This is a genomic window from Thermogemmatispora aurantia, from assembly GCF_008974285.1.
GTDB lineage: Bacteria > Chloroflexota > Ktedonobacteria > Ktedonobacterales > Ktedonobacteraceae > Thermogemmatispora > Thermogemmatispora aurantia.
Genome location: NZ_BKZV01000001.1, coordinates 306,594 through 318,867 on the forward strand (window position 1 = coordinate 306,594; position 12,274 = coordinate 318,867).

The 12,274-nt window shown below is 60.2% G+C and carries 8 protein-coding genes; 4 read left to right on the forward strand and 4 right to left on the reverse strand.

The window, feature by feature from the left end; translation table 11 throughout:
- Nucleotides 1-376: 376 nt before the first annotated feature.
- The 3 genes from KTAU_RS01185 to KTAU_RS01195 all read right to left on the reverse strand — a co-directional run bounded on the left by KTAU_RS01185 (nt 377) and on the right by KTAU_RS01195 (nt 4,043).
- Nucleotides 377-2,266: a protein kinase domain-containing protein gene (locus KTAU_RS01185; RefSeq protein WP_151726656.1), complete on the reverse strand. Its 1,890-nt coding sequence runs from the start codon at nt 2,264-2,266 to the stop codon at nt 377-379.
- Nucleotides 2,267-2,489: 223 nt separating this feature from the next.
- Entirely contained in the window at nt 2,490-2,897 is a 408-nt protein-coding gene (locus tag KTAU_RS01190) for a RidA family protein (RefSeq protein ID WP_174844049.1), read from the reverse strand.
- An 87-nt stretch (nt 2,898-2,984) separates the two neighbouring features.
- A complete protein-coding gene (locus KTAU_RS01195) occupies nt 2,985-4,043 on the reverse strand; it encodes a DUF4097 family beta strand repeat-containing protein (protein ID WP_151726657.1) in 1,059 nt (352 codons plus the stop codon).
- A gap of 628 nt (nt 4,044-4,671) precedes the next feature.
- On the opposite strand from KTAU_RS01195, the gene KTAU_RS01200 reads away from it, so the two are divergent.
- Complete coding sequence (locus tag KTAU_RS01200) at nt 4,672-5,664, forward strand: hypothetical protein (protein WP_151726658.1); 993 nt, start codon at nt 4,672-4,674, stop codon at nt 5,662-5,664.
- 331 nt (nt 5,665-5,995) lie between these two features.
- Here the strand turns inward: KTAU_RS01200 and KTAU_RS01205 are convergent, their stop codons facing one another.
- The gene (locus KTAU_RS01205; protein WP_151726659.1) at nt 5,996-7,615 is read right to left on the reverse strand and encodes an AMP-binding protein; all 1,620 of its coding nucleotides are present in this window, start codon (nt 7,613-7,615) and stop codon (nt 5,996-5,998) included.
- 373 nt (nt 7,616-7,988) lie between these two features.
- On the opposite strand from KTAU_RS01205, the gene KTAU_RS01210 reads away from it, so the two are divergent.
- From KTAU_RS01210 to KTAU_RS01220, 3 genes are read left to right on the forward strand one after another with little or no spacing between them, the layout of a single operon-like run.
- On the forward strand, nt 7,989-9,620 hold the full coding sequence (locus KTAU_RS01210; protein ID WP_151726660.1) for a GxGYxYP domain-containing protein: 1,632 nt from the start codon (nt 7,989-7,991) through the stop codon (nt 9,618-9,620).
- Complete coding sequence (mftF, locus tag KTAU_RS01215) at nt 9,620-11,284, forward strand: mycofactocin biosynthesis glycosyltransferase MftF (protein WP_228026340.1); 1,665 nt, start codon at nt 9,620-9,622, stop codon at nt 11,282-11,284. The genes KTAU_RS01210 and mftF overlap by 1 nt, the downstream gene beginning before the upstream one ends.
- Before the next feature lie 28 nt (nt 11,285-11,312).
- Nucleotides 11,313-12,134 carry an alpha/beta fold hydrolase gene (locus KTAU_RS01220; RefSeq protein WP_151726662.1) on the forward strand — a complete coding sequence of 274 codons (822 nt, stop codon included), beginning with the start codon at nt 11,313-11,315 and terminating at the stop codon, nt 12,132-12,134.
- Nucleotides 12,135-12,274 lie beyond the last annotated feature (140 nt).

Consider the following 12,274-nt stretch of genomic DNA (forward strand, 5'->3'; position numbering starts at 1 on the left):
CCGTTTACACGTGGCGGATTGGATAGCGGGCTACTCCTCCGCCCGTGTTCTGCGCTCTCACCGGAAGCGGCACAGGGAAGGTGAAGGCATGCAGGAGGACCGCGTGGAAAGTGACGCCGGTTAGCTGGCAGCTGAGCCGGTCCTGTGGGCGGCTGACCCGTCAGTCGCGACGCATCGAGCGTGCGCTTCCGGTGAGAGCTGCACCTTGTAAAGTACAGCGCCAGCCTGGCGGATAGATCTCTTTACGTTACCCAGGTTTGTCAGCCTGTTTTTTTTTGCCCTCCACTTCCTGTTCGGCCAGCACTTACCCCCTCCGCTGGAGGAGGACAGGGGGCAGCGCAAGCGGAGAGCAAGCAAGGCCGACTCCCCAGGCACTTTATTGCACGCGCACCAGAATAACGCTGATGTTTCCTTCGCCGCCGGCGCGATTAGCCTCATCAACCAGCGAGCGAGCCAGCTGTTGGAGATCACCGCCGCGTGCCAGCAGCTCGCTGAGACGCTCGTCACGGAGCATATGCCAAAGTCCATCGGTACAGAGCAGGATCAGGTCACCCACCGCTACTTGACGGCTGAAAAAGTCCATCTGCAGGTGGGGCGCCTGGCCCAAATAACGGTATAGACGATGGCGTCGGGCACTATTATAGAGATCGTCGGGCGCCAGTAGCTCTGCTTCGACCAGGTTGGCGGCCAGCGAATGATCGCGGGTGATGCGCTCCAGTCCTCTGCCGGGAACGAAGTGATAGGCTCGACTATCGCCAACGCTGGCCACATAGAGGTGGTGGCAATGAAGAAGGGCCACGGTTAGCGTACTGGCCATCGCTGTGTTGTAGTCAGCATTAGAGTGGTAGATGACCTGATTGGCACGCAGGACGCTCTCTCGCAGCAACGATTCGGCTTGCTGCGCGGCTCGCGAGCCGCCTGCATTCTGCGACCAAGACGGCAAAGCAGTCAGGCGCGGGATGAGAACATCAGCTACAGTGGCAATAGCCAGATGACTGGCTTCATGTCCACCGATCGAGTGCCCTCCAGGGCCGCGCAGCCCATCGGCAACCCCGAACAGGCCAAACGGACGTGGTGGCAGCCCGAGACCTAGACCAAGACCCTGGACAATGAGGAGCATGTCTTCGTTGTCTTGCGCTACGTAGCGCCGCCCCACATCGCTTATATAGCCGACCTGACAGACGTCAATCACGAGCGGTGAGGTTCCATTGAGAGCGCGGCCACAGTGACGACAGTAGCGCGAGCCGGGACGGTTTTCTCGTCCACAGGTCCCACAAGGATTCCCTGGAATGAGGGTACGCACCAACAAATTAGCGCTGCTACGTAGAGGGCTGCTGCGCTCAGGAGGCGGCACAATCACGGTGGGGGCTTCAGCAAGGGCTGCTTTCACAGCGTCGGCGAAGGCGCGGGCGCTCGACCAGCGCTGCGCTGGATCAATATGCATGGCCCGTAGAATAGCCGCATCGACTCCAGGATTGAGAGCCGGGTTGAGCTGGCTCGGCGGTGGTAGCTCAGCTGAGTGGCTGCGCACGATGGCCTGGAAGGGGAGCAGACCCGTGAACATCTGATAGGCGACTACCCCCATTGAGTAAATATCGCTTGCTGGCTCAGCACGCCCCTTCTCTTGCTCGGGAGCGATATAGTGTTGGGTACCCAGGGCCCAACCACGCTGCGTTAGCGGCACCTCCTTCTCCATCGCGCGCGCAATACCAAAGTCTGTCAGGACCAGCCGCCCATCATCCTGGTGAATGAGAAGATTTGAGGGTTTGATATCACGATGGACGATGCGCTGCGGATGGGCATGCACCGCATCTACTGCTTCAGCGAGATCGTCAAGATAGCGCAGAGCCAGCTCTAGCGACAGCGGCTTCTCATCCTTGAGCAAGGCTTTGAGCGTTCCCCCCGTGACAAGGGGCATGGCCAGGTAGAGCAGGCGCCCGTCCTGACCGAAGTTGAGCACTGGCACAATGTTCTTATGTCGCAGCTGATGGGCATAACGAGCCTCACGCTTGAAACGCTCCACTGCTGTGGAAATATCCATATTCGCAATGTGGAGGGAGAGGATTTTGAGCGCAACCTCCTGCTCATCAAAGCCATCTCTGGCCCGATAGACCGCTCCCATACCTCCCAGACCGAGTAGCTGCTCAATCGTGTAGCGACCGGCAACGACTGCCCCAGGGAGTAAACACTGACAGAAGGGCTTGCTGCACTGGAAGGTGCCGTCAGGATAGCTGGCCTGACAACGCGGATTCGGACAACGAAGCATCAGAGGTTCCTCCCAACACAGGCCGCGCGCACCAGGCGAACGGTCACGACCCTTGTTGCAGGTATGCAGGTCAAGCGCGAGGGCAAGTAGATCGCCTATCTCGCTCGCTTCCCGCGCTCTAGTCTAGAGGAGTTATTGTTTCGCTGTCAATTGCTTGCTCAGCTTGTGCGCTCGGGGTCATGCTGCGATGCGGGCACGGGCAGCGCCTTGCGACGGTCTCCTCCTACGGAGCGCCCGTCGCGAGCAGAGCATCGGCCTCAATCTCTACCAGCCACTGCGGATCAAGCAAGCGTGCCACCTGCACCATTGTAGAGGCCGGACGCACCGCGCCAAAGAACTCACCATGAACACGGCCTACCTGCTCCCAGTCTTCTGCGCGCGTTAGAAAGATACGGGTGCGAATCACCGCCGAGAGATCGGCTCCAAGCTGCTCCAGCGCCGCCTGAATGATCTCCAGACAGCGTCGAGTCTGAGCAGCAGCATCGCCAGGGGCCACTGTCCTGCCGTCCGGGCCAAGCGGCGCAGTACCCGAGATGGCGATCATATTGCCAAGACGGACTGCCCGTGCAAAGCCGATCACAGGCTCATAGGGCGAACCGGAGGAAACACTCTGACGCTCCAGGAGTTCCATATACTTTCTTACTTCTCCTTTAACTTATTAAAGGTAATTTTTCTCTTGATGAAGAAAAACCAGCCGGGATAAGGGTCTTACGGCTTTTCAGTGCATAGACAGACCGGTGCGGCGGACGGTCACGGTACCAAGATTGGTATGGAGCTGGAGATTGGCTCGAGGCGGCTCACCGACAAGCGTTTGGCCGAACTCATTGGTAACGCCGCCCAGGCTGGAAGAGGCAGCCAGCAGCATCGATGTGTCGGATGGCAAGCTGACATCTATCGCACCCGCGTTGGTCGTCATCTGATAGTGACCTCCGGGTTCCAAGGCACCGCCAAAAGAGATGGCTCCGGCATTCGTGTGACAGTAAACCTGTCCACAGAGCCGACTCTGCTGCACAGTGATGGTCCCAGCATCAGTCTCCAGACTCGACCGATCTTCAAGTGTCGCCTGTAACACAGTAATCGTACCTGCATTCGTTTTGACCGTCAACCGTCCCTGCCCGCCCAGGATCTGGACAGAGCCAGCGTTGCCCTCGATCTGCAGGTCACAGACAGCAGGTACGCTGATATCCAGCCGAACATAGCCCAGGTTCGCCAGCGAAAAGGGATGCTGGTAGAGGCTCGAAACCGTGACACTGACCGCGTTCTCCCGCTGCTGACAATCGACGGTCAGCTCATCGCGTCCGCCCCAGAGGCCACTCAGGTACTTCGTCGCCAGGATCTCAAGCGTGTTAGCGTGGCTTCCCCCACGGTGAATAGAAATGGGGCCAGCCGGATTGCGAATAATGAGCGTTGGACGCCCCGTGACCTCGAAGCGACTGGGGGGCAGGGTGACTACCCGCCTAAAGCCCCAGAGGACCACGACACCCCCCAGTACAATGAGGGCAGCCAGGGCCAGCACCAGGCCGAGTAGATTGTTGAGATAGCTAACAAAGAGACTGCCGATAATTACCAAAACAACTATGATCAGGGCAAGCTGCCAAGCCGGAAGAGACGAGGAGCCTGGTTGCACTTTCCCAAAAGCCTCGTGGGCTTCATAGCCCGCCTCAACAAAAGAAGGCGCAGGATAGCGCGGCTCCCCCTCAGCTTGGGCCTGCCTTTGCTCTTCACCTTCCGGCTTTGGCCCCTCAGCCGGCGGGAACATCATTTGCTGCTGGCTCATGGCTGGTTTCTCCCCCTAGCTTCCGTCTTCTTCTCCTCTTTTTACTTCCTCTCTTCGCCGACAGGAACAGTCTCAGCACCCTGACCGTCGATTCCAGCTCGCCGAGGGGCCAAGGCACTTGACCAGGCCAGGGAGAAGGCAGTTCCCCCTCATCCGTCCTGACCCCCGGCCACCAACGGCCAGAGAGCCTACTCTTCTTCCCTCCCGACTACCCACCCGGTACCTGAGCCGCAGGCGGTTACCCTGCTGTCTCCTAGCAGTAGGTCTCCCGACGCCACAGAACCCACAAGGGAGAGCGACTTCAGATTGCTGACCCTCTCTTCCAGGGTTCCTCATCCCTGCCACTGCCGTAGCGAATACGTGAGGCTGGGAGAAAAGTTGCACAGTCAGTAGAGCGGTAGACTATTTTCCCAGAACAGTGACCAGTCGGAGCAGAAGAACAGGCAATCAAGCAAAGCGGAGGTCGAGGTCGATGAGAGAACATCTGCCCCGGCTCACAGCCAGATTGTCCCGGCTGGCGGAGGAGGAGTATAATCTGTCAGGGTGAGGGCCGCTGCTGCCCCCTGTTTGGCTATGCTGTCGGCCTCACCCCAAAGGAAGACGCGAGCTAAAAGGATATGTTTCCGGCATGATACAGACGCTCCCACTGGTGCTTTCAATTGTCATGAGCGAGCTGGCCATCGGCTCGTTCCTGCTGCTCTACGTGCTGGACTGGCGTAGTGAGGTGCGGCGGAGCTTTCTACTCTTTTTCACCATCATCTATCTCCTCTTCACCGCTCTCACCTATCTTTTCCAGCAGAGCTTCGCCTCCCAGCCATTGCTGGATAGCTTTGAGCGACTCGACAAGCAGTGGACTGGCTATGCCAGCCCGGTGCTGCTGGCCTTTCTCCTGCTACTGCTGCCCTATTTGCTCTTCCTGATCCTGGACCGGCGAGCCGGAGTAGATGGTAAAGAGAAAGCTGCGCAAGCCGGGGAAGGGCAATTTTCTGTGATACGGGTTCTGCGGCTGGTAAGCGGCGGCCTGGCTTCAGTGGCTGGTTTGCTCATGCTCTTTGTACTGGGCATGATTTACCGTCCGCTCGCGCCCTCGCCGCTCGGGGAAGCCCTCACCGTTCTGAGCTTCTTCATAGCGGCTCTGGCTGTCGGCGGCGTGATGACCTCGATGTGGCTCGGCCACTGGTATCTTGTCACGCCAGCTCTGAGCGAGCGCCCGCTCCTGTTCAGCACAGCGGTGGTCCTGATCGCCATTGTGCTTCAGATTCTCCTGACGCTGGTCAGCTCTACTGTAGCCAGTCCTGCGACCTCAACCGCCGCCACACACTCAGCCCAGGCCACAGCGACAACCATAGCCACGAGTCCGACGCCTGCACCCGCCGTCTCAAGCGCTCCTGCAGCCGTCAAGCCAGCCGGCGCTCCCACAGTCAGTCCTTTGAGTATGGGCGTTCTTGGCTGGCTGCGCATTCTGCTTGGCTTCGCCTTCCCTCTCGTCCTGGGCGCTCTCACCTGGAAGCTGGCACGTGAACGCTCTTTTCAATCGGCCACGGGCATGCTCTATCTGATCGTCGTCATGACGCTGGCAGGCGAGGTTTTGGCCCGCGGCATGTTCCTGAGCACGCTCTAGGGCACGGCTGGAGGGGTCTGTCGCGCCACGAATCGTCCAGATCGAGCACAAGCCTGCAAGGAAGTCACCAGATCGCGGGTGCCTCACCAGACAGGGTGAGAGTGGCATCCAGGCAGATAGATGCCAGAACTCTCACCCTGTTTCTGCACTCAAGGTCTCCAACAGACCTGGCGTTGACCCTCTTTCCCTGCCCTGAGACGAACCGAGACGAACACCATCCACAGCTCGCTTGAAGCAGGCCGCTGACAGGGCGCTGGGCAGGCAAGCAAACAAGAAGGCCGGATGGCCACAGTTCGCGGCCTATCCTATTTTTTTCGGCCTGGCGCTCTGGCTAGAGAGCTTGCTGCTCGGCAGCGCGTCGCGCACGCTCGCGCTCCTTCAGCTCGCGACGGAGAATCTTGCCAGAAGCTACCTTGGGAATGGAATCGATGAATTCCACAAAGCCCAGGCGCTTGTAACCGGCCAGGCGCCCATTGACAAAGGCGATCAGATCATCGGGCGTCACACTCTGACCTGGACGCAGGACGACAAAGCCTTTGGGCACCTCGCCGGCCTCGGGATCAGGCACGGGGATCACCGCCGCATCCATGACCGCGGGATGCTCCAGGAGCAGGGCCTCGATCTCGGCAGGGGCAATGCCGAAGCCCTTGTACTTGATCATCTCTTTCTTGCGATCAACAATGTAGGTGTAGCCGTCTTCGTCGACATGGCCGATGTCACCGGTATAGAGCCAGCCGTCGCGCAGCGTCTGAGCCGTCTCCTCGGGCGCCTTCCAGTAGCCTTTCATGACCTGGGGACCACGAATGATGATCTCCCCATCCTCGCCCACCGGCAGCTCACGCGTACCGGTCTCGATATCGACAATCTTCTGCTCGGTATTGTGCACGGGCAGGCCGACGCTCTCCAGCCGCACCAGAGCCGGGTCCTTTGGCTGAGCATGGGTGAGCGGCGAGGCTTCGGTCAAGCCATAGCCCTGGACAACCTGAATGCCTGTCTTTTCCTGCACCTTGCGCGCCGGCTCCGGCGCCAGCGGGGCTGCTCCAGAGAAGATGTATTTGACGCTCTTGAGCTTGCTCAGATCAATGGGAGCATTAGCCAGTGCCAGGATAATTGGAGGAACCGCAAAGTAGTAGGTTACATTATATTTCTCACACAGCTCCAGGGACTGGAGCATATCGAAGCGTTCCATAACGATCTGCGTGGCTCCACAGGCCAGGAAACCACCAGTCAGCATGACACCATAGATGTGGTAGAAAGGCAGGAAGAGCAGAGCCACATCGGTGAAGGTTGTCTGGAGCGCCGTGGTAAATTGCAGATTATTGGAGACCAGATTGCGATGGGTGAGCATTGTCCCCTTGGGCAGGCCAGTCGTGCCCGAGGAATAGGGGAGCGCCAGCAGGTCATCAGGGTCGACCGGTACTGTCGGTGGCGCCTTCGGCGAGGACTCGCGCAGCAGGCGCCCGAAAGGGATCGCCTGGGGCATGCCCTCGGGTACATGGCTCCCGGTAACGATGACATGCTTCAGATTGGGCAGCGACTTCTGCGCCAGCACAGCCTGCAGCAGCGGCAGTAACTCGCGTTGCACCAGGATGGCACTGGCCTCCGAGTTCTCCAGTTGATAGGCAATCTCGCGCTCTTTATAGGAGGGATTCATCGGGGACACAACCAGACCGATGGAGGCCGCTGCGATGAAGGTGATGGTATATTCTGGCCGATTGAGGGTAAATATGCAGAGCCGCTCGCCCTTGCGCAGTCCCAGATTGTACAGTCCGTTAGCAATGCAGTTCACCATCGAGACAACCTCTCGATAGGTCAGGCTGAGGTCATGGTAAATGATAGCCCGCCCATCGGGGTTACGCTCCGCCGCTCTGCGCAGCAGGTGATCATAGGGAACTTCTGGGAACTCGACGGGAGGTCTGAACAACTCGGGAGCAAACATTTTTTCTGGCATGCTTCAATCCTTTCTCGACCCGGCCCTGGGTCTCAACTGCAATGCAGAATGCAGATTCTCTTGCAAGCAGTAACAGCAGGTGAAAAAAGCTACCGGGTATTGAAGCGACGCGGTAGCCAGGTTCTGCTCAGCTTCGCTGCTTTCGCAGGCTTGTATAGTAGCATACTCCAGACATGCGAGCTGGTCAATACAGCATTCGTTCGGGTTTCATACATTTCGAATTATCAGCAGGTGAGGATAAGCTTCCTTCCCTTGACGAGGGCAGCTTGACACCCTATAATCCTCTCAAAGAAAGCGATGTCAGCCAGTGCTCGGTGAGGCCGCAGGCAGCACCTGGCGCCGGCTTCCGTCCAGAAAGGACCTGTTCCCCCCTATGGATGCCGAGCGAGGCGCGGCCTCGTTCTCTCTTGATTGGCCAGTGAACGCCTTTTTCCCACAGCTGCAAGCGCCTCACAACCTGGCAGTGGCTGATCTACGCGATGCCTCCTTCGCTGTCAAGCTGGCAGCCAGCACGCTGGCCGGCCTGGTGAACGTGCCACAGCCACAGCTTTACCTGGCAACCTACGACGATGATCTTTTCTGGCTGCAAAGCGCCATCGCTCCCTGGCCTGTGCAGCTGGAAAGACTGGAAGCGCAAGGGGAGACCTTGCTCAGCGAGCTGATCGCCCGCTTTCAGGCGCGCATTGCTGGCTTCATTGTCTATGACCCACAGCGCCCGGCCAGTATCAATGTGGCGACTACGCTGGCCGGTATCCAGGCGGGCGTGGTGGCAGCCCCCGAGCTGCTGCCGCTGCTACAAGCAGCTGGAAGGAAGCCAGTGCTGAGGGACCTGCGCCTTCAGCGCTGGGAGAGTGCGAGCCTGGCCTATCGTTGGGCAAGAGAGATCAGTCAGACCCAGAGATCACGACGATCCCTGGCCGGTATGAAGCCAGAGATCGCCAGCGGCTTGCGCTCCTTCCTGGTAGCTACGCGCACCTTCGTCCACTGGCTCGATTCGCGCCCCTGGCAGTCCTCCGCAGGCCAGCAGCGCCAGCTCCTGGAGGAACTGCTCGCAGAGCTTCTCCCTGGCAGCATCCATCTGGGCTGGTTCCCCGACGAGGGAAGCGGGGTAACACTGGCTTCAGAGCGGGCCGTGGCGGTTCTGGCAAGCGACCATTGCAGCAATCTAGAGGTCTGGACTGCCCTGCAGCCCCTAGAGCTGATCGAACGCCTCCAGACCCTGGCTCAGCGCTATCGCCGTCAGCAGGATGAGCGCCCTCTGCCAGCCCTGGAGCCACGCGTCTACCTGTCTTTGACGATCAGTGACGGAGATAACCTGCAATACACGCAGCATCGTATGCTGCATCTGTGGCGTGATCCGGCCCGCGGCAGATTCCCACTTGGCTGGACGATCGCTCCAGCGCTCCTGGAGGCCGCTCCCGCCCTGGCAGCCTATTACCTGGAGACAGCCAGCCCCCAGGATGAGCTGATCGCCGGCCCCAGCGGCGCCGCCTACATGTTCCCATCGAGCTGGCCAGCTGCCCAGCGGCCAGCCTTCCTGGAGCATAGCCAGCGCCTGCTCTCAGGAATGGGCCTCTCTCTCCTGCAGGTGCTCGATGGCGACTGGCGTCAGCGGTTGGGCCTGCCGCTTCCGGCTAGCATGCGCCTGTCTAATGTTGAGGAGCAGCGCGCCTTTATCGAGGCACTCCGGCCCGCTGGGCTGCGCGGTCTGCTCACAGGTGCTGGTGGCCTCACTCTAAGCTATAAGAAAATCATGGACGTGCCCGTCTATCACAATCTGGGGCTTGTCAGCAGCAGATCTCAGCTGGTGCACCTCGTTAGAGGACTGCAAGCCACGCATCATCGGCGACCGCTCTTCCTCCAACTCTATGTGCTGGCCTGGCGCCTGACACCCAGCGCCCTCTGGGAGGCTTTGCAGGAACTGCGTGAGATCGCTTATCCTGTAGCCCCGGGTCAGCTTCTGCAGCTCATTGCTCAACAAGGGGCAGGGGGAGCAGAATCGTGATGAGTCCTCAGAGCTACTCTTATCCATCGCCTGGTTGTTACCGCCTGGCGCCTGGTCTGTGCCTGCTAGAAAGGGCAGCAGGCCGGCCAGGGGGACTGGTTATCGCTTCCTACCCGCTGCGCGTCTTGCGCCTTGGCCAGCAAGCCTGGCAGTTGCTCAACCTGTGTCGCCAAGAGCGCAGCAGCGAGGAGTTAGTTCGCCTGAGTGGACTTGCACCCAAGCGGGTGGCCATGCTCTGCCAGCAGCTCAGCGCCAAAGGGCTATTGGAGGCCGGCCCCCCACTGCCACCGAGGTCGTGGCCAGGAGTCTCCGTGATCGTGCCCACCTGCAACCGTGTCCGCCAGCTTGAGCGCTGCCTGCAGGCCATCCTTGAGCTGCGCTATCCATCACAGGCACTGGAAATCATCGTGGCCGATGATGCTTCTCGCGATCAGACGCCGGCTTTGCTCACTCGCTTCGTTCCAGCCTTCGCCAGTCGTGGGGTGAGACTGCATTGTCTGCGCCACGCCCGGCGTCAGGGAGCCGCAGGCGCCCGCAACAGTGGCGCCACCGCCGCTCGCTACGATCTCCTGGCCTTCGTCGATGATGACTGCGTGGTAACGCCAGACTGGCTCACCACCCTGGTACCACTCTTCAGCGAGACCGGCGTGGCCGCCGTCGGCGGTCAAATCCGCGCCTACGAAACCGGCAGCGTGCTGGGGCGCTACGAGGATGTCCGTTCCTCGCTCTTCATGGGCCTGCAGCCGCAGGAGGTGCGCTTGAGTGGGCCGCTCACCTACCTTCCCACAGCCTGCTTACTCGTGCGCCGCGAAGCCTGGCAGGCTCTGGGCGGTTTTACTCCTCTGAGCTGCGGCGAGGATGTTGATTTCTGCTACCGGCTGCTCGCTCAGGGCTGGCGCATCCGCTATTGGCCCGCTCCCGAGAGCGTGGTCTACCATGACTATCGCACCCGCCTTGGGACGTTCCTGGGGACACGGGTGCGCTATGCCTCTGCCGAGGCTGTGCTCCAACAGCTTCACCCGCAGCAGCGCCGGATACTGCTGCTCCCACCTCGGGAAGCAAGTTTTGCCGCCCTGACACTCGGCAGCCTCTGGCAGCTTTTCACCACTCGCCCCCTGGGTAGCCTTTTGCGGACCAGGTCACAGGGTCGGCAGCGCCCGAGCAGGACAGGGCAGGCGCGCCTCTCCCTCCTACTGGCACTTTTGGCTCTGCTGCTGCCTGGGGCCAGTACCTGGCGTCGCCGTCAGACTGCCCGGCTTGCTCACCTGCCGCTGACAGCCTGGCAAATCTGGCAGGCCACGCTGCGCAGTTACCTGGCCTACACCTACCACCTTTGCCGCCATCTGACCCGCTACTATACACTCGCGCTACTAGCCGCGGGCCTGCTCTTTCCGCCGCTTTTGGTGCTGGTCGGCCTACTTCAAGCCGTGGTGGTAGGCGTTGATTACGCGCGCCTGCGTCCGCGCCTGAGCCTGCCCGCATTCGCCCTCTACTCTCTGCTAGAGGATTGTGCTTACGCTCTCGGCCTGCTGCTCGGCTGCTGGAGGCAGCGCACCTGGCGGCCATTGCTAGCCGTGATAGAATGGAAGAATGCCACAGTTACCCAACTTGCTCAACCATCCGAGTCAGGCTCACCCTCTCCACCTTCACTTGACCAACGATAGCGTTGAAAGGAGGTGACGCAGGCAGACGATGGCAGGAAGGCTGGAACCTGAATGGGGTTTTATTGAAGCTCGCGGTACGCGACTCTACTACGAAGTCGCCGGACGCGGTCATCCGCTGGTCCTGCTCCACAGCGGCTTGCTCGATCATCGCGCCTGGGACCCGCAGTTCATGGAGTTCGCTCGCTACTACGAGGTTGTGCGCTACGATCTACGCGGCTTCGGTCGCTCGGCGATGGGTAACGTCGAGTACTCGGATGTCCGCGATCTTTACGATGTACTCAACGATCTGGCCATCGACCGTGCCTACTTGCTGGGCCTGTCAAGGGGCGGCAGGGTAGCCATCGATTTCGCCCTGACCTATCCCGAGATGGTCGATGCCTTGATTCTGGCCGCCGCCAACATCAGCGGTTACGATAACTATATGCCGGAAACGCTGGAGCGCGGGAAGCGCATCGCCGCCGCTGCCCGGGCGCAGGATAAGGAGCAGCTCTATGAGCTGTGGGCCACTGATCCGGCGATGCCGCACGAGGACGAATATCCAGAAGCAGCACAGCGCTACCGAGAGCTATTGCGCGACTACAGCTTTGTGCACTACCTGAATCCAGTGCCCAGCGAGCAGCTCAGGCCACCCGCCCTGCAGCGTCTGGCAGAGATCCGCCAGCCGACCTTGATTCTGATCGGAGACGCAGACTCGCTGGAGATGCAGGCCCAGGCCGAGCTACTGGAAGCCGGCATCATCGATGCCAAGAAGGTGGTTATTCGCGGCGCGCGGCACATGCTGAACCTCGAGCGCCCCGAGACCTTCAACCGAGCTGTGTTGACATTTCTACACAGTCTGGAGCGTCGCTAGGCAGGCAGCGGCAGGGCCAGCAGCGATACGACAACAAGACAGCGAGATGTCTCCCATCCCGCACTGCATGCTGCACGCCTGTCGAGCACCGCCCCCCAGAGCAGTGCTCGACCTGACCTGACCTGACTGCCGCTGCCTCC

Coding starts and splice junctions, on each gene's coding strand:
- KTAU_RS01185 (WP_151726656.1), bottom strand. CDS start 2,266: ATGCTTCGTTGTCCGAATCCGCGTTGTCAGGCCAGCTATCCTGACGGC.
- KTAU_RS01190 (WP_174844049.1), bottom strand. CDS start 2,897: ATGGAACTCCTGGAGCGTCAGAGTGTTTCCTCCGGTTCGCCCTATGAG.
- KTAU_RS01195 (WP_151726657.1), bottom strand. CDS start 4,043: ATGAGCCAGCAGCAAATGATGTTCCCGCCGGCTGAGGGGCCAAAGCCG.
- KTAU_RS01200 (WP_151726658.1), top strand. CDS start 4,672: ATGATACAGACGCTCCCACTGGTGCTTTCAATTGTCATGAGCGAGCTG.
- KTAU_RS01205 (WP_151726659.1), bottom strand. CDS start 7,615: ATGCCAGAAAAAATGTTTGCTCCCGAGTTGTTCAGACCTCCCGTCGAG.
- KTAU_RS01210 (WP_151726660.1), top strand. CDS start 7,989: ATGGATGCCGAGCGAGGCGCGGCCTCGTTCTCTCTTGATTGGCCAGTG.
- mftF (WP_228026340.1), top strand. CDS start 9,620: ATGAGTCCTCAGAGCTACTCTTATCCATCGCCTGGTTGTTACCGCCTG.
- KTAU_RS01220 (WP_151726662.1), top strand. CDS start 11,313: ATGGCAGGAAGGCTGGAACCTGAATGGGGTTTTATTGAAGCTCGCGGT.